This is a genomic window from Shimia litoralis (assembly GCF_005518135.1).
GTDB classification, from domain to species: Bacteria; Pseudomonadota; Alphaproteobacteria; order Rhodobacterales; family Rhodobacteraceae; genus Shimia_E; species Shimia_E litoralis.
This window is the reverse complement of sequence record NZ_SULI01000013.1, coordinates 49,980-71,359: the sequence shown is the minus strand read 5'-3', so window position 1 is coordinate 71,359 and position 21,380 is coordinate 49,980. Positions and strand designations below refer to the sequence as shown.

17 protein-coding genes and 1 tRNA gene are annotated in these 21,380 nt (G+C 55.3%); 13 read left to right on the top strand and 5 right to left on the bottom strand.

Features of this window, described 5'->3' with window-relative positions:
- Position 1 precedes the first annotated feature (1 nt).
- Genes FAP39_RS11570 through FAP39_RS11560 form a run of 3 tightly spaced genes read right to left on the bottom strand, consistent with a single transcriptional unit; the run spans position 2 to position 3,111 of the window.
- Positions 2-1,108: an ABC transporter permease gene (locus FAP39_RS11570; RefSeq protein WP_138016562.1), complete on the bottom strand. Its 1,107-nt coding sequence runs from the start codon at positions 1,106-1,108 to the stop codon at positions 2-4.
- A 60-nt stretch (positions 1,109-1,168) separates the two neighbouring features.
- Positions 1,169-2,713, bottom strand: coding sequence for an ABC transporter substrate-binding protein (locus tag FAP39_RS11565; RefSeq protein ID WP_138016561.1), 1,545 nt, complete (start codon positions 2,711-2,713; stop codon positions 1,169-1,171).
- A 41-nt stretch (positions 2,714-2,754) separates the two neighbouring features.
- Positions 2,755-3,111: a hypothetical protein gene (locus tag FAP39_RS11560; RefSeq protein WP_138016560.1), complete on the bottom strand. Its 357-nt coding sequence runs from the start codon at positions 3,109-3,111 to the stop codon at positions 2,755-2,757.
- 112 nt (positions 3,112-3,223) lie between these two features.
- Here FAP39_RS11560 and FAP39_RS11555 point away from each other — a divergent pair, with 112 nt between their 5' ends.
- Positions 3,224-4,573: an MFS transporter gene (locus tag FAP39_RS11555; RefSeq protein WP_425471421.1), complete on the top strand. Its 1,350-nt coding sequence runs from the start codon at positions 3,224-3,226 to the stop codon at positions 4,571-4,573.
- Positions 4,574-4,956: 383 nt separating this feature from the next.
- Here FAP39_RS11555 and FAP39_RS11550 read toward each other — a convergent pair.
- Positions 4,957-5,043 (bottom strand) — tRNA-Leu (locus tag FAP39_RS11550).
- A gap of 191 nt (positions 5,044-5,234) precedes the next feature.
- Between FAP39_RS11550 and FAP39_RS11545 the strand changes: the two genes are divergently transcribed.
- Positions 5,235-6,215, top strand: a complete 981-nt coding sequence (locus FAP39_RS11545) for a complex I NDUFA9 subunit family protein (RefSeq protein ID WP_138016559.1) — start codon at positions 5,235-5,237, stop codon at positions 6,213-6,215.
- A gap of 67 nt (positions 6,216-6,282) precedes the next feature.
- Here the strand turns inward: FAP39_RS11545 and FAP39_RS11540 are convergent, their stop codons facing one another.
- Entirely contained in the window at positions 6,283-7,086 is an 804-nt protein-coding gene (locus FAP39_RS11540) for an undecaprenyl-diphosphate phosphatase (RefSeq protein ID WP_138016558.1), read from the bottom strand.
- A gap of 219 nt (positions 7,087-7,305) precedes the next feature.
- On the opposite strand from FAP39_RS11540, the gene FAP39_RS11535 reads away from it, so the two are divergent.
- From FAP39_RS11535 to FAP39_RS11490, 11 genes are all read left to right on the top strand, one after another.
- Entirely contained in the window at positions 7,306-8,739 is a 1,434-nt protein-coding gene (locus FAP39_RS11535) for an NAD(P)-dependent oxidoreductase (RefSeq protein ID WP_138016557.1), read from the top strand.
- An 86-nt stretch (positions 8,740-8,825) separates the two neighbouring features.
- Complete coding sequence (locus tag FAP39_RS11530) at positions 8,826-9,275, top strand: GFA family protein (protein ID WP_138016556.1); 450 nt, start codon at positions 8,826-8,828, stop codon at positions 9,273-9,275.
- Positions 9,272-9,937, top strand: a complete 666-nt coding sequence (locus tag FAP39_RS11525) for a hypothetical protein (protein WP_138016555.1) — start codon at positions 9,272-9,274, stop codon at positions 9,935-9,937. The genes FAP39_RS11530 and FAP39_RS11525 overlap by 4 nt, the downstream gene beginning before the upstream one ends.
- A 90-nt stretch (positions 9,938-10,027) precedes the next feature.
- Entirely contained in the window at positions 10,028-14,566 is a 4,539-nt protein-coding gene (gene gltB / locus FAP39_RS11520) for a glutamate synthase large subunit (protein WP_138016554.1), read from the top strand.
- A 145-nt stretch (positions 14,567-14,711) separates the two neighbouring features.
- Positions 14,712-15,434: a monofunctional biosynthetic peptidoglycan transglycosylase gene (gene mtgA, locus FAP39_RS11515; protein WP_138016553.1), complete on the top strand. Its 723-nt coding sequence runs from the start codon at positions 14,712-14,714 to the stop codon at positions 15,432-15,434.
- 58 nt (positions 15,435-15,492) lie between these two features.
- Complete coding sequence (gene fzlA, locus FAP39_RS11510) at positions 15,493-16,158, top strand: FtsZ-binding protein FzlA (RefSeq protein WP_138016552.1); 666 nt, start codon at positions 15,493-15,495, stop codon at positions 16,156-16,158.
- Positions 16,159-16,188: 30 nt separating this feature from the next.
- A complete protein-coding gene (gene queG, locus FAP39_RS11505; protein ID WP_138016551.1) occupies positions 16,189-17,253 on the top strand; it encodes a tRNA epoxyqueuosine(34) reductase QueG in 1,065 nt (354 codons plus the stop codon).
- 44 nt (positions 17,254-17,297) lie between these two features.
- Complete coding sequence (locus FAP39_RS11500) at positions 17,298-19,304, top strand: hydantoinase/oxoprolinase N-terminal domain-containing protein (RefSeq protein ID WP_138016550.1); 2,007 nt, start codon at positions 17,298-17,300, stop codon at positions 19,302-19,304.
- Positions 19,305-19,343: 39 nt separating this feature from the next.
- Positions 19,344-19,469, top strand: a complete 126-nt coding sequence (locus FAP39_RS17900) for a hypothetical protein (protein WP_281280254.1) — start codon at positions 19,344-19,346, stop codon at positions 19,467-19,469.
- Entirely contained in the window at positions 19,466-20,311 is an 846-nt protein-coding gene (locus tag FAP39_RS11495; RefSeq protein ID WP_138016549.1) for a peptidyl-prolyl cis-trans isomerase, read from the top strand. The genes FAP39_RS17900 and FAP39_RS11495 overlap by 4 nt, the downstream gene beginning before the upstream one ends.
- The gene (locus FAP39_RS11490) at positions 20,308-21,321 is read left to right on the top strand and encodes a HupE/UreJ family protein (protein WP_138016548.1); all 1,014 of its coding nucleotides are present in this window, start codon (positions 20,308-20,310) and stop codon (positions 21,319-21,321) included. The genes FAP39_RS11495 and FAP39_RS11490 overlap by 4 nt, the downstream gene beginning before the upstream one ends.
- The last annotated feature ends 59 nt before the right edge of the window (positions 21,322-21,380 follow it).

Sequence of the window (21,380 nt, the reverse complement as noted above, 5' to 3'; positions counted from 1 at the left end):
CCTACCGCCGGCCAGAGCGGACACCACCCCCCAGGGCAGTGAAACCGCAAGGATCGCTGCCATCGCTGCAAGCGCAGCCCCGAGCGAGACCGGCACTGCGCCGATCAGACGGGCCAACAAGTCCCGGCCCAAATGGTCGGTGCCCAGCGGATGCGTCGCGGTAGGGGAACTGAGACGGGCGAGCAGATCCATCTCGTCTGGGGGAGGCAAATCGAACAGGAAAGGTGACAGGCCCAGTAGCCCGAAACCTGCAAGCAGCGCCAATCCAAGCAAAAGACCAACGGGGCGTCTGCCGCCTATGCGCGATCGCCTGAAGGATAAGCTGCCCCAGCCCCGGCCAGCCAAAGATGCTCTCGACGACCACAGCCCCCCCCAGAAGCCCACCGAACGCGTTGGCCCAAGCGGTGGCCAGCGGCCCGATGATGCGTGGTGCAATATGCCCCAACAGAATTTGCATCGGGCCGAGTCCCTTGGCGATCGCAAGGCGAATATGGTCTTCGCTCATCTCGGAGCGGATACGTTCATAGACCATCCGCCCCAGCGCGGCTCCGGCGGCGAGGCTGAGGGTAATCGCGGGCAGAACCAAATCAGGCAACGAGCCATCGCCGACAAGCCGGGCCCAGCCGAGATGCAGCACGAACACGTAGATCAGCAGCAAAGCGAGCCAGAAGGATGGTACTGAAACCAGCAGGATGGTGAGGCCGCGCAACCCGGCGCCGGCAATGTGCCCGGCTGTTGCGGCAAGTCCTCCTAGAGTTAGCGAAATGACGATCGCGCCGAGCAATGCACTGATGGCAAGCGACAAGGTGGCGGGCAAGTAGATAGCGATCTCTGCCATGACCGGACGGCCGGTTGCGATCGACGTGCCGAACTCGAGTTGCAATGCCCGCCAGAGCCATTCGGCGTAGCGCATCATGAGGGGCTTATCGAGACCGAATTCCGCCTGCAGCGCGGCGATATCGTCGGGCTCGGGTACGATGCCCATCGCGCGCAGTTCCATCATCACCGGATCGCCCGGTGCAAGAGCGACGATCAGAAATGCGATGAAGGACATGCCCAGAAGCGTCGGAATGGCCATTGCAAGCCGGAGCAGGATAAAGTGCAGCATGAGAAATCCTTGTTGACGAAGCCCCCAAGAGAGGGGCTTCGCCTGACATGAACCGGACGATTACTCGATGAACTGAACGTTGCCGTAGTCGATCCAGTCAGCGTATTCCGACATCGGAACCTTGATGCCCGGACGCGACAGGGCAAAGTTCGGCACCATCAGGATCGGGATCGCCGCAAGGTCGTCTTGCACGATGGCACGGTGCGCTTGGCGGACCAGATCCACCACCTCTTTACGGGTCTGAGCTTCGCGCGCCTTCAACAGCATTTCGTCCACATGCGGGCCCGGGGCCGTGAACTTGTAGCCACCCCACGCCGTGACCGAGGTAAAGAGGTTGTAAAGCAGGTAGGTCGGGTCTGTGTTGTTGTTCGACGCGAATTCCATATAGAGATCCGCCTCGCCGGTATCGAGATAGGTCGATCCGTAGACACCGCTGTCATCCACCTCGATCAGATCGATATCGATGCCAACGGCGGCAAACATCTGGTCAAGCATTTCGGGCATGGGTTTGACGGTCGAAACGTTGGGATAGGCCGCGACCAGACGCAGGCTCAGCTTGCGCCCGTCCTTTTCACGCACGCCGTCCGCGCCCATTGTCCACCCTGCGGCATCCAGCATTGCGCCAGCCTTGGCCGGATCATAGCCGAACCCGTCGGTGTGATCGTCGCCGAGGTTGAACATCCATCCTGGCAGAATGCCCTTGGCAGGAACTCCGCGGCCATCGAACAGCACACCGGCGATGGTGTCACGGTCGATGGCCCAGGCCAGTGCTTCGCGCACGTTATAGTCCTGAATGATGTCAAATGGGGCCGCGCCGTTCAGGTTGGCCAACAGCGCCACATACCGGATCGGCCGGCTTTCATGCAGCACGATCGAACCATCCTTGGGCATCGACAGCATCATTTGCGGGGTGACCTCGCCAATTACGTCGACCTCTCCGTTCTGCAGCGCCAACATGCGGGCATTGTCATCGCCGATAAAGCGGAAGGTCAACTTGTCGACGCTGGGTGCATCTCCCCAGTAGCCTTCGTTGCGGACAACGGTGATCTGCTGTTTCGGATCATAGCTGTCCAGCAGATATGGGCCGGTGCCGATCGGGTTTTCTGCCCGGTTCTCGGAGGGTCCGAACAGCGAAGTGGCGCGATGGGTCATGTTCTCGATCACCAGCGCAGACCCCTTTTCAGACCGGAAGCTGATTTCGAAGTCACCAAGTTTCTGGAAACTGTCTTGATCGATTTGCAGAAAATCTGACTTGCCCTTGTCATATAGCTGTAACGCAGCAATGGCGCTGTCTGCGTCAAAGGGAGTGCCATCCGAGAAGGTCACACCTTGGCGCAGAGTGACGGTGTAGGTGCCGTCGGAATAATCCCAGGTTTCAAACAACAGCGGGCTGGGCAGGAAGTTTTCGTCCGGCTTGACACCTGTCTCTACGATCTGTGCCGCAGGGCGGCGTGTGGTAAAGGTGAATTTTTTCTCGTCTACACTGTAGCGATCGCGTTTGACGGCCACGGTCAACGAGGTTTCGGCCTGTGCCGTGGTAAGGGCCATCGGCAGGGCCAGAGTAGCGGCTGCGGCAAACCGCACAGCCTGAGTAAAGATGCTCATAAGCTTCGTCCTTGTAAGGTGATTTCGGTCGTGTTTCGAAGTCAGCTTACAAGAGGGGGCGCGCGCGGGGCGTAGGCCCGCCACTCCATCGTTTCCACTAGAAAGCGGGAGGCGACCGGATGGGGCAGGCGGGTCAGTTCGACCCTGTTCACGATTACTTCGGGGGATGGGAATGGCAGTGCCGCAATCTGAGTGGCGAAGAAATCACATCCCAGATCAATTGCGCGCTGTGGTTCACCATCAAGAGGGATGGTGATGGTTTCGAGCTCGCCACCATTACATATCTCGTAGGTGATCGAATCACCATCGAACACAAGCATGGTGCCGGGGGGGCGCAACAGTCCACTGACGAGAATGGTCAGGGCCAGAAGCAGCCGCAAGACATTCCTACCAGTCATTCGAGTCATCCCGTGTTTAGAGCCGTACAAACAGTACCCATCGTTCTGCTGCGACACCATGAGCATTGTGTCGCGGACTGCAAGTCATATTCTCACTGTCATGCAAGGAGCTTTGTCCCACCCCGTTTACCGCCGCCTGTTGCTGGCACAGATTCTGTCTGTGCTCGGATCAGGCCTGACCACGATTGCGCTTGGTTTGCTCGCATTTGAACTGGCCGGGGGCAATGCTGGCGCCGTTCTGGGGACCGCGCTGGCAATCAAGATGGTGGCCTATGTCGGGCTGGCTCCGGTGGCCGCAGCAATCGCGGTTCGGCTGCCGCGCAAGCCCTTTCTGATTGCGTTGGATCTAGCGCGGGCAGCGCTGGTCTTGGCACTGCCTTTCGTAACCGAGATTTGGCAGATTTACCTTCTGGTGTTTGGTTTTCAGGCCTTCTCGGCCGCGTTCACGCCCACCTTTCAGGCAACGATTCCCGATATTTTGGAGGACGAAGAGAGCTATACGCAGGCGCTGTCCTATTCGCGCCTGACCTACGACCTAGAGGCGTTGCTTGGCCCGACCATTGCCGGAGCTTTGCTGGCGGTCACCTCGTTTCACGCTCTGTTTGCCGGAACCGCGATTGGCTTTCTGGCCTCGGCCGCGCTGGTCGCAAGTGTGATTCTACCGTCGCAAAACCCGGCTGCAGCGCTGGCCCCGTTCCGCAAGCGCCTGACGCGGGGGGCTTGGATCTATTTGGCCACACCGCGTCTGCGCGGGTTGCTGGCGCTTTATATCGGCGTGGCGGCGGCCACAGCGATGATCATCGTAAATACGGTTGTTCGGGTGAAGGTCGACTTGGGGTATGGTGATGAAATGGTCGCGCTGCATTTCGCAGCCAGCGGTATCGGCTCGATGGTGGTTGCCTTAGTGTTACCGCGGCTTCTGGGCAACAACTCGCCACGCACGGTGATGTTGATCGGTGCAATGATCATGACCTTTTGCATGGCACTGGCCGGAACCGGACCCGATCTGGTTGCCGGATTGGTTTTGTGGCTGGCTCTGGGGGCGGGGGCATCGTTGATCCAGACCCCGTCGGGGCTGCTTATCACACGGTCTTGCCATCCCGAGGATCGGCCCGCGGTATTCGCGGCGCACTTCGCCTTGTCCCATGCTGCATGGCTTCTTGCCTATCCGCTGTCAGGTCAGCTCGGCGCATGGATCGGGCTGTCTCCGACGTTCTTTTTTATGGCCGCTTTGACAGCTATCGCATCAATATGCGCAACGCGGTTGTGGCCATCGAACGACCCCGCGGAAGTCGCACATGAGCATCCCGCAGTGGAGCACGAGCATGCTTTTGGTGACGAGATACACCACGAGCACGAGGCCAATGGGGCGTTGCACCCAGTGCTGCATCGCCACGCCCCCCAGCGTCACAGCCATGTTTTCGTGATCGATGACCATCACCCGGTCTGGCCGAGAGTTTAGCTGGTTCTGTTGCTAAGTTCTGTCCAGGTTGGAGACGTCCTGCCTTCCAGGCACAGCTGTCCAGCGAGTGCGGCAAACTGGTTCTTCCGGATCATGTGTGCCACTTCTCTGCCTTTTCTTTTCGGCTTGCCGGCTTATCGACTGAGACACCTCTGAGAAGCTTGCTGAACCGAATGAGGAAAAACTCCTCGGATTCGCGATGCAGAGTTGTCCGCTACGAGCATTTGAGTCGTTGAATCTTTGCTTGCCAGGTGAGGTTTGGGCAACAGATACCAATCTTGAAATGTGCTACAACACGTGCTGCAATTTTTGGACGAGATCAGCACAAAATATCAGTAAATCCACTAAAGTCAGTGGCTTGTAGGGGGTTTTCAAGGGGATTATGGTGCCCAGAAGAGGACTCGAACCTCCACGTCCTTGCGGACACTAGCACCTGAAGCTAGCGCGTCTACCAATTCCGCCATCTGGGCACGGGTTGGTGAGCTGGCATTTAGACCTGCGGAACAGGGGTGTCAACGACTCTTTCCAAATATTTTGACTATCGTTTGTTCTGCGGCGCTTTGAATTTATGGGTTTCTTGTCGCGGGGGCTTGTTTGCGCCTTGTTCCCTGACCTTGGGAAGAGTATTCCAAGGTCAGGAATTCAAATAGCGGAGGGTTCCATGTCCAAACTCGTTACCATTTACGGCGGATCAGGTTTTGTCGGCCGTCATATTGCTGGCCGCATGGCCAAACAGGGCTGGCGCGTGCGCGTTGCTGTGCGCCGTCCGAACGAAGCTATGTTTGTAAAGCCTTACGGAGTTGTGGGGCAGGTTGAACCCGTAGCCTGCAACATTCGCGATGATGCATCTGTTCTTGCGGCGATGCAGGGTGCTGATGCCGTTGTGAATTGTGTGGGTGTTCTTGGGGAGCACCGCAAAAACAGTTTTGATGCAGTTCAGGCAGAAGGTGCCGAGCGCATCGCACGTTTGGCAGCGTCGACGGGCGTGACCACGATGGTCCACGTGTCAGCGTTGGGCGCAGACGCGAACTCCGCAAGTGGGTATGCGGTCTCAAAGGCTGCGGGTGAAGATGGTGTGCTCAGGCACATGCCTGATGCGATGATCCTGCGCCCCTCTGTTATTTTTGGGCCAGACGATGGTGTCTTTAACAAATTTGCTGGCATGTCCCGCATGGGGCCAATCCTGCCCTTGGTCGGAGCCGAAACAAAGTTTCAGCCAGTGTATGTTGAAGACGTAGCCGCGGCTGCTGTTCAAGGTGTGTTGGGGCAAGCGCACGGGCTCTATGAATTGGGCGGACCGGATGTCGTGACATTGCGCGAGTTGGTGCAGGAAACGATGGATGTGATCCATCGCCGCCGGCTGTTGCTGAACCTGCCCTTTTGGGTGGCAAGCATCATGGGTGCAGCGTTTGATCTCGGCTCCAAGATTTTGCTAGGCATGTTTGAAAACAAGATTATCACACGTGATCAGGTGCGTTTGCTGCGTTCTGACAATGTCGTAAGTGGCGACGCCAAAGGGTTTGCGGACTTGGGTATCAAGCCAATCGCAACCGAGGCTGTGATTTCTGACTATTTGTGGCGGTTCCGTCCCTCGGGGCAATACGATGCGATCAAGGACTCTGCTAAGAACCTGCGCGCCTAGCTCGGCCGCGACCCATTCCGGAATTGAATAAAATGCTGCGTCAGAGATGACGCAGCATTTTTTGGTTTCAAGAATAGGCAATCGCCAGCAGGGCACCGCCAAGCAAAATGCGATAGATCACATAGGGCGTATAGTTCACCGAGCGGAGCAGGCGCATCATCAGCCCTAGTGCCAGCAATGCTGCGGCAAATGCAAACACGGCGGCGATAGCTCCATCGCGCAAGGCTTGCGTATTGGCATCGCCTGCGACTTCGGCCCCGAGCAATACACCGCTTGCAATGATGGTGGGGATCGACATCAGCATCGAAAGGCGCGCCGCGTCGGAACGTTCATATCCAAGTTGCCGTGCACCCGTAATCGTGATGCCAGATCGTGATGTGCCGGGGATAAGTGCGACTGCCTGCCAAAGGCCCATGATGATCGCGTCCTTCAGCGACCAGTCTTCAGCGGTTTTTTCGGATGATCCATACTTGTCCATCCACCAAAGCAAGAGCCCAAAGCCTAGCATCGTCCAGCCAATTACGGTGATGGACCGCATGGCATCGCTTAAGCCAGTTAACTTGAGAATAAGACCGGCAATCACGACCGGAATCGTCGCGAGAATCAGATAGAGCGCAAGTTTTGCGCCGGGAGTGTCGATTCGTCCTGTCAGGGCCCGAGGGAGCCCAGCAAGCGCGATGCGGACGTCAGACCAAAAATAGACAACAACGGCACCGAGTGTTCCAAGGTGAACGGCGACGTCGATGGCTTGGCCTTGATCTTCTAGATTCGTGAGATTCGGCAACAAAATAAGGTGGCCCGAGGAGCTCACGGGCAGGAATTCTGTAATTCCTTGGATAATGGCAACTAAGAGGATGTGAAAGAAGCTCATGAAAGCGGTCCTGTGGATCAAATATACAGTACGTATAAGGTATTGTATTTATATGGAAAGGCATGAGTTTGTTCCGATGCGGACCTATAATTTGAGCAATTCCTGGAATTCTCACATCGCGGTTCAAAAAATTCTGCATTTAGGTCAGTATAACTTACTTTTATCCGGTGGGAACTTTGCGTAAAAGGGCGAGGACCAAGGAATTCAGGAGGCAGCGACGTGGCAAAGCAACCGATGCTGAAATTTGTAACCGTAGATCGCGACATGCCGGAAAAGCGTGATGCTGATGTGCGGAATCACGATTTCAACGAAATCTATGCGGAATTCGCAGAGGCCAAGGCAGCCGAACAGGCAAGCCGGTGTTCTCAGTGCGGTGTGCCGTATTGTCAGTCACATTGTCCATTGCACAACAATATCCCTGACTGGCTTCGGATGACGGCAACCGGACGTTTGAAGGAGGCCTATGAAATCAGCCAGTCCACAAACACCTTCCCAGAAATCTGTGGCCGCATTTGTCCGCAAGATCGCTTGTGTGAAGGGAATTGTGTCATTGAGCAATCCGGCCACGGGACTGTCACAATCGGTTCTGTTGAAAAATACATCACCGATACAGCGTGGGAAAATGGCTGGGTTACACCAATCACGCCTGCCCAAGAGCGTACTGAAAGTGTTGGAATTATTGGTGCTGGCCCGGGCGGGTTGGCGGCTGCGGATCGGTTGCGTCGTGCTGGCATTCAGGTCACCGTATATGACCGCTATGACCGTGCAGGCGGATTGCTGACGTATGGAATTCCGGGCTTTAAGTTGGAAAAAGACATTGTCATGCGCCGCAACAAACAGCTGGAAGACAGCGGCGTGGTGTTCAAGATGAATTGTCAGGTGGGTGTGAACATCTCTTTTGCAGATATTCGTGCGGCGCATGATGCTGTCGTAATTGCGACCGGTGTTTATAAGACACGCGATCTTCAAGGGCCTGGGTCCAGCGCGGATGGCATCGTGAATGCGATCGACTATCTGACAGCGTCGAACAAGCTTAGCTTTGGGGATGCTGTTCCTGAGATCGAGAGCGGCGAACTTGATGCACAGGGCAAAAAGGTGGTTGTGATCGGTGGCGGCGACACTGCGATGGACTGTGTGCGGACTGCCATTCGTCAAGGTGCCGAAAGCGTCAAGTGTTTGTACCGTCGAGATCGTGCCAATATGCCGGGGTCGCAACGTGAAACGCAAAATGCCGAAGAAGAAGGCGTGGTGTTTGAATGGTTGGCTGCACCCAAGGGGTTCGCGGGTGAACCGGTTTCGGGTGTTATGGTCCAGCGGATGCGTTTGGGACAACCCGATGCGTCCGGTCGGCAATCTCCTGAAGTGATTGAGGGTGCGGATTATGTGGAACCTGCTGATCTTGTGATCAAAGCCTTGGGTTTCGAGCCGGAAGATTTGCCAACGCTTTGGGATCAACCCGAGCTGGCAGTGACCCGTTGGGGAACTGTCAAAGCGCAATTCACGACTGGCGCGACGGATATGGACGGTGTCTATGCGGTCGGGGATATCGTGCGCGGTGCTTCTCTGGTGGTTTGGGCGATCAAAGACGGGCGTGATTGCGCAGATGCGATCATCGACCGTTTGAACGCTAGTGCAGCGGTCGCGGCGGAATAACGGGCGCGTACTGGTTTAATAGAAAGTTTGATGCCCTGATTGAAGGGCGTCATCTGCAGACCTTTTAGAAACAGAAAGATCATCACATGTCGACGAAAACGGGGCAATGTATGTGCGGTGCGGTGTCATTCACCGCCACCAATGTGCCGTCTGAATTCGGGTCATGTTATTGCGACATGTGCAAACGCTGGACAGGCAGCCGCATGATGGGTGTGCATGTGAATTCGGATGATCTTGTCGTGTCAGGCCAAGATGCCGTGTCCACGATCAAAAGTTCGGATTGGGCAGAGCGCGCCTTTTGCAACAAATGTGGGTCGGGTCTTTGGTATCGTGTCACTGAGGACCCCTATGCAAATGGTGTCAGTATCGCAGTCGGCCTATTGGACGATACCAGCGATATGAAACTGGTAACCGAGTATTATGTTGATCGTAAAACCTGTGCCTATGATTTCCCGCCAGAGCGGCAACAGCTTACCGAAGCTGAGGTGATCGAGATGTTTGCCCCGCCTGCCGATCAAGGAGATTCTTCCAAATGAAAGCATTAATGCTGCCTTTTGTGGTTTGGATTGCGGGTGCCGGTTCAGCGTTTGCCAATGACCTTGTCGACGTACCTGAAGGGTGTATGCCCACGGTTACAATTCAGCGAAATTCCTGTTCTGTGTCCACGATTATGCAGTGTGGCAAAAGTCACATCATGACGACGCATTCCCGTGGAACCTTGAGCGACACGCACCAGTTTGGTGCACAGTGGGACCTCGAAGGGTACGAGGCTGACAAAGGTGTGGGAGTCTTTAGCGCCGCACCCGGCAGTAAACCCGAAGTGTCTCTTGCAGACTTGTTTGAAACTGGCACATCGACCGGCCACCGGACGATGCTATTTAATTCTCGCGTCATCAAAGACCGCAAGATCGAGATGGATTCCAATATCACGCTAAGTGGTGAAGAGGTTGAGCTGAGCGGCCAAACGTTTCTTGCTGGAAATGTGGATCGCACGTTCATTCTGAACCCGAAACACGCGGGCATGAAGGTGTCCTTTGATATTCTCATGAGCAAAAGTGGCGATCTGATGATCGAGGGAAAAATGACCCGCACGGACGGGGATGATGTCGAAGTGTTTGACATGTCTCCAGTGTCGGTTGTCTGGCCCGGCGAAGAGGGTTTCCTGAGCACAAATGCCCAAAACGGCTGCGGTGAATAAGATCATGCCACACACACAACGTAATTCAGACCAAATGATCGAGGCGGATGCAATCGCATGGATTGCCGCCTCTCTAGTAGGAGAGTCGCAATGACAAAATATGACCAGAATTGGGTGCGCGCTGAAGAAGCGAAGCGCAAATGGATGGCTGAAAACGGGCTCTATACCGAAGCAGAAGAGCACGCGTCTTGTGGTGTTGGCCTTGTAGTCTCGATTGATGGCAAGCCCAGCCGCAAAGTTGTCGAAGCCGGCATTACGGCGCTCAAGGCGATTTGGCACCGTGGGGCGGTTGATGCCGACGGCAAGACCGGCGATGGCGCGGGCATCCACGTACAAATCCCTGTTCAGTTCTATTATGACCAAATCCGCCGGACGGGCCACGAACCCCAGATGAACGAATTGATGGCGGTTGGTCAGGTGTTTCTTCCGCGTACCGATTTTGGTGCGCAAGAAACCTGCCGGACAATCGTCGAAACCGAAGTTCTGCGCATGGGTTATCGCATTTATGGCTGGCGACATGTTCCCGTCGACATCACTTGCTTGGGTGAAAAAGCCAATGCGACCCGCCCCGAAATCGAGCAGATTTTGATTTCGAATTCCAAAGGTGTCGACGAAGAAACGTTTGAGCGCGAGCTGTATGTGATCCGCCGTCGGATTGAAAAAGCAGCCGCTGCGGCACACGTTGCAGGGCTCTATATTGCGTCGCTGTCGTGTCGTTCGATTATCTACAAAGGCATGATGTTGGCCGAGCAGGTTGCGGTGTTCTATCCCGACCTGATGGATGAGCGCTTTGAGTCAGCTTTTGCGCTGTATCATCAGCGGTATTCCACAAATACATTCCCGCAATGGTGGTTGGCGCAACCTTTCCGCATGTTGGCCCACAATGGTGAAATCAACACGCTCAAGGGCAATGTGAACTGGATGAAGAGCCATGAAATTCGCATGGCGTCGGCGTTCTTTGGGGATTTGGCAGAAGACATCAAACCAATTGTCCCCGGTGGCGCATCTGATTCCGCAGCCCTTGATGGCGTGTTTGAAGTCATGGTGCGTGCGGGCCGATCTGCACCCATGGCAAAAACAATGCTTGTGCCAGAAAGCTGGTCCAAGCAAGCGGTCGAACTGCCGCAAAGCTGGCGGGATATGTATTCCTATTGCAACAGCGTGATGGAGCCATGGGATGGCCCCGCAGCGCTTGCGATGACGGACGGGCGCTGGGTTTGTGCGGGTCTGGATCGCAATGGTTTGCGTCCGATGCGCTATGTCGTAACGGGTGACGGCATGCTTATCGCTGGCTCCGAAGCTGGCATGGTGCCCTTTGACGAGGGTTCTGTGGTCGAAAAAGGGGCGTTGGGTCCTGGGCAGATGATCGCGGTGGACATGGCCGAGGGCAAGTTGTTCCACGACACAGAAATCAAAGACACCCTTGCAGCATCTCGTCCCTATAGCGACTGGGTTGGCAAGATCAGAGATTTGGCTGGCGATCTAAATAGCCTGACCGAGACGGCAATCTTTACGGGGGAAGACCTGCGCAAGCGTCAAATTGCAGCTGGCTATACCATGGAAGAGCTTGAGCAAATTTTGGCCCCGATGGCCGAAGATGCCAAAGAAGCGCTGGCATCCATGGGTGATGATACGCCGTCTGCGGTGCTGTCGAACAAATATCGCCCGCTCAGCCACTTCTTCCGTCAAAATTTCTCGCAGGTGACCAACCCGCCGATCGACAGCTTGCGCGAATATCGCGTCATGAGCCTGAAGACGCGCTTTGGGAATCTCAAGAATGTGTTGGATGAAGATGGGTCGCAAACCGAAATTGTGATGCTAGAGAGCCCATTTGTCGGCAATACTCAGTTTGAAAACCTCTTGGAAGCATTCGATGACACGATGGTGCATATCGACTGTACCTTTGGTGTAGATGAAGGGGCCGGTGCGCTTCAGGCGGGTCTTGCGCGCATCCGCGACGAAGCAGAAGATGCCGTCCGCTCGGGTGCGGGTCACATCATCCTAAGCGATCAAGCGCAAAACGAAGACCGCGTGCCGATGCCGATGATTTTGGCCACAAGTGCAGTGCACAGCCATTTGACGCGTAAGGGGTTGCGGACCTTTAGTTCTTTGAACGTGCGCAGCGCGGAATGCATCGACCCCCACTATTTTGCGGTTTTGATCGGCGCCGGAGCGACCATCGTAAACGCATATCTCGCCGAAGACTCTCTGTCGGATCGTATTGAGCGTGGCTTGGCGGACGGCACCCTGACCGAAAATGTGGCACGCTATCGCGAAGCTGTGGATCAGGGGCTTCTTAAAATTATGGCCAAGATGGGTATTTCGGTAATTTCGTCATACCGTGGTGGTTTGAACTTTGAGGCCGTCGGGCTGTCGCGCGCCATGTGCGCCGAATACTTCCCCGGCATGGTAAGCCGTATTTCTGGTATTGGTGTCAGCGGCATTCAAACCAAAGCTGAACAAATTCATGCCAAAGGTTGGCGTGCCGATAGTCAGGTTTTGCCGATTGGTGGCTTCTACAAGTCTCGAAAATCGGGTGAAACACACGCATGGGAAGCTCAAACCATGCATATGTTGCAGGCGGCGTGTAACAAAGCCAGCTTTGAGCTGTGGAAACAGTATTCTGCACGTATGCGGGCCAATCCTCCGATCCATTTGCGGGATTTGCTGGATATCAAATCTCTGGGCAAGGCCATTCCGCTGGAAGAGGTGGAATCGATCACCGCGATCCGCAAACGGTTTGTCACACCTGGCATGTCTCTGGGTGCATTGTCGCCCGAGTCACACAAAACGTTGAACGTGGCGATGAACCGGATCGGGGCGAAATCTGATAGCGGTGAAGGCGGTGAAGATCCGGCACACTTTGTGCCAGAGCCCAACGGTGACAACCCGTCTGCGAAAATCAAACAGGTGGCGTCGGGCCGGTTTGGTGTAACAGCCGAATATCTGAACCAATGTGAAGAACTTGAAATCAAGGTTGCGCAAGGCGCAAAGCCCGGTGAGGGCGGCCAGTTGCCGGGCATGAAGGTCACCGACCTGATTGCGCGTCTGCGTCATTCTACCAAGGGTGTGACACTGATCTCACCGCCACCGCACCACGATATTTACTCGATCGAGGATCTGGCACAGCTGATTTACGATCTTAAGCAAATCAATCCACGCTGTAAGGTGACGGTGAAACTTGTGGCCTCTTCTGGGGTTGGCACGATTGCTGCAGGTGTGGCCAAGGCCAAGGCCGACGTGATCCTGATTTCAGGTCACAATGGGGGCACAGGCGCATCGCCTGCGACGTCTATCAAATATGCAGGTTTGCCGTGGGAAATGGGCCTCACCGAGGCGCATCAGGTTCTTGCGATGAACAATCTGCGCGAACGCGTAACTTTGCGGACCGATGGTGGGTTGCGCACTGGGCGCGATATCGTGATGGCCGCGATGATGGGAGCCGAGGAATACGGGATTGGCACCGCAGCGCTGATTGCGATGGGCTGTATCATGGTACGTCAGTGCCAAAGCAATACCTGCCCCGTAGGTGTCTGTACGCAAGACCCCGAGTTGCGTGCCAAGTACACGGGTTCGGCAGATAAGGTTGTGAATCTGATCACGTTCTATGCTCAAGAAGTGCGAGAAGTGCTTGCCAGCATTGGCGCACGTTCTCTTGACGAAGTCATTGGACGCGCTGATCTATTGGCGCAGGTGTCACGCGGGTCTGCACATCTTGATGATCTGGATTTGAACCCACTTTTGATCACTGTCGATGGGGCTGCGGATATTACCTATAACCGTGACAAGCCGCGCAATGCGGTACCAGATACACTGGACGCGGAAATCGTACGGGACGCCGCGCGTTTCCTTGAAGACGGCGAAAAGATGCAACTGTCTTATGCGGTGCAGAATACGCATCGTACGGTAGGCACCCGCACGTCGAGCCACATTGTGCGGAACTTTGGAATGCGCAATGCGCTCCAAGAGGATCACCTGACGGTGAAACTCACGGGGTCTGCAGGCCAGTCTCTGGGCGCGTTTGCGGCTCCAGGCCTCAAGATTGAGGTCTCAGGCGATGCAAATGATTATGTTGGCAAAGGTCTGTCCGGTGGGATGGTTGTTGTGCGGCCTCCGATGGCATCGCCATTGACGGCTTCTGAAAATACCATCATCGGCAACACAGTTCTGTACGGTGCCACAGACGGGTATTTGTTTGCTGCTGGGCGTGCCGGGGAACGGTTTGCTGTGCGTAACTCGGGTGCCAAAGTGGTGATCGAAGGCTGCGGTGCCTGTGGGTGTGAATACATGACCGGCGGCGTCGCTGTGATTTTGGGCTCGATTGGGGCCAATTTCGGGGCGGGTATGACAGGGGGCATGGCGTATCTCTATGATCCCGACGGCAAGGCCGAAGACCTCATGAACCTTGAAACGCTGGTGACATGTCCTGTGGCGGTCGCGCATTGGGAAGATCAGCTTAAGGGGATGGTGGAACGCCATCTGGCAGAAACCGGAAGCCGTAAGGCAGCGGACATTCTTCAGCATTGGGATATCGAAAAATCTAACTTCTTGCAGGTGTGCCCAAAAGAGATGCTCGCGCATCTTCCGGCGCCTTTGACAGAAGAAAAGACCTCGATTCCGGCCGAGTAAACTGGTCTGTCAAGACAATGTAAGAGTACCCCGCAGGCGTGATGTGTGCGGGGTATTTCTTATTCTGAGAGATGACCACCGTATCCCACTGTTGCGTGAACGCCGGGACTGGCGTAGTCACCTTTGCTAGGTTTGGTATGGTACGATGGCAAAGAAAACAGCAGCAAAACCCAAGAAAACAGAGGGCTTTCGACAGCGGCACGCCAGACGTCTTCGACGCTGGTTTCGACGAGGGTTGATTTGGGCTGTGTCGTTGGGGATATTTGCAGTTTTGTTGTTCGCTGTCGTAAACCCGCCGATCACGTGGACCATGTATTCAGAAAAGCAACGCTTGGGGCGGCTGGATTATGAATGGGTGCCGATAGAAGAAATTGCCCCTGTCTTTTTGAGATCTGTGGTCGCTGCCGAAGATGCAAATTTCTGTCACCACTGGGGGTTTGACATGAAGGCTATTCGTGCGGCTTTGGCCGAGGGTGGTGCGCGTGGGGCGTCCACCATAAGCCAGCAAACTGTCAAGAATATCTATTTATGGCAGGGTCGCAGCTGGATAAGAAAATCATTAGAAGGTCTTATCACGCCAGTTATCGAGATTGCGTGGACCAAGCGCCGAATTCTGGAACTTTACGTGAATGTAGCCGAGTTCGATGCCGGCGTGTTTGGTGTGGAGGCGGCGTCGAGGCACTATTTTGGTGTTGGTCCCGAGCGGTTGACCGCGACACAAGCCGCGCGCCTGGCCGCGGTTCTTCCCTCGCCTCGCACGCGGTCTGCGTCGAAACCTTCGGCGGCTCTGCGCAAAAGGGCGCTGTCGATTATCGATGGAGCGGCAACTATTCGTCAGGATGGGCGGTCCGCGTGTTTCGAGGATTGAAAAACTTTGTACATCAGGGCATTGAGGGTGAACACTTTCCAAAACCAATGATGTGCTGATGAATCGCCTTTTCCATGTTCCGCTGTCTCCTTTCTGTCGAAAGGTTCGCCTGTCTTTAGCTGAAAAGCGGATCGAGGTTGAACTGGTGGAAGAACGATATTGGGAACAGGACCCTGATTTTTTACGGCGAAACCCTGCCGCCAAGGTGCCGGTTCTGAAAATTGACGGGAAGATAATGGCCGAGAGCGCCGCGATCTGTGAGTACTTGGAGGAGAAATATCCTGATCCTTCATTGATGCCGCGTGATCCTGATGCGCGGTACGAAGTGCGCCGCTTGGTCGCGTGGTTTGATGACAAATTCCACCACGAAGTCACGTCCAAGCTGTTGTATGAGCGTGTGAACAAAAAGGTTATGGGCGCTGGCTATCCCGATAGCACCAACGTCAAATCGGGCGCAAAGACCATCAAATATCACTTGGATTATATGGCGTGGCTGTTGGACCATCGGCGCTGGCTTGCCGGAGATTCGATGACGCTGGCTGATTTCGCCGCTGCTGCACATTTGTCCTCTTTGGATTACATTTGCGATGTCGATTGGAACCGGTCAGAGATTGTCAAAGACTGGTACGCCAAGATCAAGTCGCGGCCCGCTTTTCGGTCCATTCTTGCAGATCAGGTTCCAGGCTTCCCGCCGCCTGCACATTATGCTGATCTGGATTTTTGATCTTCGGGTCCAGAAGCATGGGGGCTAATGATGTCGTCTGATCTCAAGGCCCGTTTGGTTGCCGAAGCACAGGCGATTGGCTTTGATCTATGCCGAATTTGTCGGCCGCATGATGTCGGGCACGTTCCCGAGGGGCTCGCTGGTTTTCTGGCACAAGACTATCAGGGCCAGATGGGGTGGTTGAACGAACGCACCCATTGGCGCAGCAATCCCGCGGCGCTTTGGCCCGAGGCGCAATCTGTCATCATGCTTGGCGAGAGCTATACGCCCGAGCACGACCCCACTGCGGTTCACACTATGCCAGAGCGCGGCGCCATTTCCGTTTATGCTCAAAACAAAGATTATCATGACATTGTGAAAAAACGCCTGAAGCGGTTGGCCAGATGGCTGATTGCAGAAACAGGTGACGCCACTCAGGTCAAAGTGTTTGTCGATACTGCCCCAGTGCCAGAGAAACCGCTTGGTCAGGCGGCGGGATTGGGTTGGCAAGGTAAGCACACCAATTTGGTAAGCCGAGACCTCGGGTCGTGGTTCTTTTTGGGGTCGGTGTTCACCACCGTGCACCTAGAAGCTGACGCGGCTGAGGTTGACCATTGCGGATCGTGTCGGTCATGCTTGGATGCGTGTCCGACTGGTGCATTTCCCGCACCTCACCAGATTGATGCACGGCGCTGCATCTCTTACCTGACGATCGAACATCATGGTCCTGTAGATGAAGATCTGCGCCCAATGCTGGGCAACCGGATATACGGTTGTGACGATTGCCTTGCCGCCTGTCCATGGAACAAATTTGCAGTTGAAGCCAGCGAGATGCGGTATTTTGCTCGGGATGATTTGAAGGCGCCCGAACTGGCGTTTTTGGTGACTTTGGACGACGCAGAGTTCCGCAAGTTCTTTTCAGGGTCCCCGATCAAGCGCATCGGCAGAAACCGATTTATTCGCAATGTGCTCTATGCCATGGGCAACAGCGGTAACGCCGAATTTATGGCACCCGCGAGTTCTCTTTGCGCTGATCCTGACATGACGGTTGTTGACGCTGCCCAATGGGCTTTGAAACGACTGAAAGCTGTCGCAAATGGACAGGCACAGGCTTAGGTGCCCGAGGGAGTATCGGGCACGCGAAACTGGAAGGGCACCTCATGACATTGTCTTTGGGAGTGGATACAGGCGGCACGTATACCGATGCTGTGCTGATCCGTGATGAAAAAACTGTGGTGTCTTTCGCCAAATCCCTGACGACCCGTCACGATTTGGCCGTTGGGATTGGCAAGGCAGTACGTGCTGTACTTGCAGAGGCCGCGGTGGATGCATCAGAGATTGGGTTGGCGTCTTTGTCGACAACGCTGGCGACCAACGCTCTTGTTGAAGGGCAGGGCGGACGTGTCGCCCTTATTTTGGTTGGGTTCCGGGCGGGTGATCTTGAACGGCATGGGTTGGCGGATGCGTTGTCTGGCGATCCTGCGCTTTTGTTAGAGGGGGGGCATAATCATGCCGGAGGCGAGGCCAAACCCTTAGACGAAGCCACTCTGCGCGACTGGTTGGAGCAGCATGGCGCTGATGTGTCTGGATTTGCTGTTGCTGCTCAGTTTGCAACGCGAAATCCCGCCCATGAAATACAGGTCTCTCGATTGATTCATGATCTTACTGGGCGTCCTGTCAGTTGTTCGCACCATCTGTCGTCCAAGCTGAACGGTCCCAAGCGTGCGATGACCGCTGTCTTGAACGCACGGCTTGTCGGCATGATCGACAAATTGATTGGTCGCGCCCAGGACGAGCTCGAAAATTTGGGAGTCACTGCGCCCTTGATGGTTGTGCGAGGAGATGGAGCATTGATCTCGGCCGATTTCGCGCGTGAGCGGCCCATTGAAACAATCCTGAGCGGCCCTGCGGCATCTATTGTCGGGGCACGATGGATGACGGGTGCCCAAGAGGCATTGGTCAGCGATATTGGGGGCACTACGACAGATGTGGCGGTGTTGCGTCAGGGGCGTCCGGCCATTGATCCGAACGGCGCGCGCGTTGGCCGTTATCGCACCATGGTCGAAGCCGTTGCTATGCGTACAACAGGTCTCGGTGGGGACAGCGAAGCCCATTTTCTGACAGAGGGCCTCGCAGGGGGGGTGACTTTGGGGCCGAGACGGGTGTTGCCCATCGCGTTGGTCGCGTCGGAATCTCCGGAAATTGTGCATCGGGCGCTTGATGCTCAGCTGCGCAGCGTCATGCCAGGTGAGTATGATGCAAGGTTCGTCCGCGCAGTCCAAGGTGTACATGCGGGCGGTCTCGAGCCGCGCGAGGCAGCGCTGCTCGACCGTCTTGGTCAAGATTTGCACCCTGTTGGAGATGTGTTGCGATCGCGCATCGAGAGTAAATCGTTGCGGCGTCTTGTGGATCGAGGGTTGGTGCAATTGGCTGGCGTAACTCCCTCGGACGCAAGCCACGTGATGCGGACTTCAGATTCGTGGGATGCCGAAGCTGCGAGCAAAGCGCTTGCCTTGTTTGGCCGCCGTCGTACGGGGTCAGGCAATATGCTGGCGCCAAACCCTGAAGACATGGCCAAGATCATCGTGGATCAACTGACGCAGCAGACGGTTTTGGCTTTGCTAGAGACCGCTTTTGATGAAGAACAAGAAGACTTTGGTCTGCCCGCGGACGTGTTGTCACGACATGTGTTGATGCAACGTGGCCTTGCCAGACATCGAGGTTTGGTGCGACTTGAGGCAGCTCTCAATATTCCTGTGGTGGGTTTGGGAGCATCGGCGCGCACCTATTATCCTGCTGTGGGCGAACGCCTTGGCACGGAAATGAACCTGCCTGAACATGCCGGAGTCGCGAACGCGATTGGGGCTGTCGTGGGCCGTGTCACCATCCGCAAGTCGGGAACAGTCACATCTCCCGCCGAGGGGCGCTTTCGCGTGCACCTTCCAGAGGGGCCGAAAGATTTCTCTGATCCAACGGAAGCGCTTGATGAGTTAGAGCAGTATTTGCGCTTCGTCGCCGAAGAAGATGCGGTTAAGGCGGGCGCAGAAGGTATTCGGTTGGTGGCAGAGCGGGACCTTAAGACGGCGCAAGCCGAAGGCCGCGAAGTTTTTCTGGAAGGTGATATTTGTGTCGAGGCGTCAGGGCGGCCACGCATCGCCGAAGCATAGTACCTCAAGCGAGCGTTTTGGGGGGAAGAAACAGAAAATGTGCCCAGTTTTCGGCAGAAGCTCTTGCGAAATCTGGGCGATCTGGGTTTTCTGATCAAACAGACCTCGACCTTGATGATTGACTGTCTTGAAACGGGTTTGACCAAAACCGGAGAGCTCAATTGAAGCGCATACTAAGAGAGCCAATTTTCCAATTCCTGATACTCGCGTTTGTCATTTTCGCGTATTTTAACGTTGTTCAAAAGGATCGCCCAGCAGAGATCGAGGTGGATCAGATTGTGATCGCAGAAAATGATCTGCGCGTGCTGATCGAACAACATAAGTCAATTTGGAATAGATTGCCCACCGAAGATGAATTGAATGCGCTCATCGAGCGCACCATCCAAGAAGAAGTGATGATGCGCGAAGCGATCGCTTTGGGGCTTGATCGTGGGGATGCCGTAATACGTGCGCGCTTGAACCAAAAAATGCAATTTTTCAGCGACTCTGCAGTTCAAATGCTCGAACCTGATGATGCGATCCTGCAGGCCTTTATGGAAAGTAATCCAGCGTCCTATATGACCCCTGCAAAAGTCACATTCGAGCAGATTTTTTTAGGTGACGCTATTGATGAACAAGATGTGCAGCAGGCCCTTGAATTGCTCGCATCCGGCGCGTCCCCCGCATCTCTTGGGCGGCGCGGATTGTTGCCCAAGTCATTGTCCCAAGCCTCTGAACAAAACACTGACGGGACATTTGGGAACGGTTTCTTTGCTCAAGTTGCGAACACTAAAATCGGTGTTTGGGCTGGCCCGGTACGATCCGGCTTTGGTTGGCATCTGGTGAATGTGGGGCAATACGTTCCGGAGCAATTGCCGCCATTTGATCACGTCCGAAACAAGGTTCTCGCAGATTGGCGCAATGAACAACGCCAGATCGTGTCCAAGGCACAATATGCGAAGTTTTTGGCGGGCTATGACATTGTCAAACCCACGGCTGCGACTCTGCAAGCGGTTCTGAGCGAATGAAGTGGGCTCTGTGCCTTGTCTTGGCGTGTTGTGTCCTTCTGAGTCCGGATCGGTCTGCGCAGGCGCATGCGCTTGATCCTGGGTATCTGCAGATCGAAAACCTGTCAGAGACCACTTGGCGTGTGTTTTGGCGCAAACCAGCTGTCGCGGGAAAACCGATGGCTATTTCGGCGGTGCTGCCCGCCAATTGTCAGGGCCCAGAGCAGGAAGCACCACGCTTTGATGGCATAGCTTGGGTTGCTCAATGGGTTGTGCACTGTCCCAAAGGTTTGATCGGCGGGATCGTTGAAATTAGGGGGCTCGAAGCAACGCAAACCGATGTTTTGCTCCGGATCGAAGATGGTGATGCGCGGATATACACCGCACGCCTCACACCAAGCGCGACCAGCTTTCAAGTTCCCGAAGACGCCTCTTGGGGGCAAGTCTTCGCAAGCTATCTGGGACTCGGATTTGAGCATATCCTAGGTGGCACCGACCACTTGTTGTTTGTGTTTGCGTTGCTGTTACTGGTGCCAACGACCACACGATTGATCGGGGCAATCACCGCATTTACGGTGGCGCATAGCATCACGTTGGCGTTGGCCTCACTGGGATATCTCAGCGTACCGCCTCCGCCGGTTGAGGCGGTGATTGCATTATCTATTGTGCTGTTGGCCGTCGAAATCTTGCGACACCAAGAGGGAAAGCCGACCCTTACACAGTTGTACCCGTGGATCGTGTCGTTTGTCTTTGGGCTTCTTCATGGGTTGGGGTTTGCGGGCGCGCTCTCGGAAATTGGTCTACCACAAGGCGATATTCCCTTGGCGCTTTTGGCGTTTAACCTTGGCGTAGAAGCTGGTCAGATTGCGTTTGTGTGCGGTGTTGTGTTGATTTTCTGGGTGATCCGGCGCGTGGCGCCAAAGTTGGCGGATATTTCGAAACATCCCGGGTCAATCGGTATGAACACGGCCGGGTATGCAATCGGTGCTGTCTCGACGTATTGGCTGGTGGAGCGCATCGCCGCATTCTAGCCCGGCAGTTCGTTCGTGGCGTGGGGCTTTCCAATCTAGACCCCTGCAAGATGCAGGAC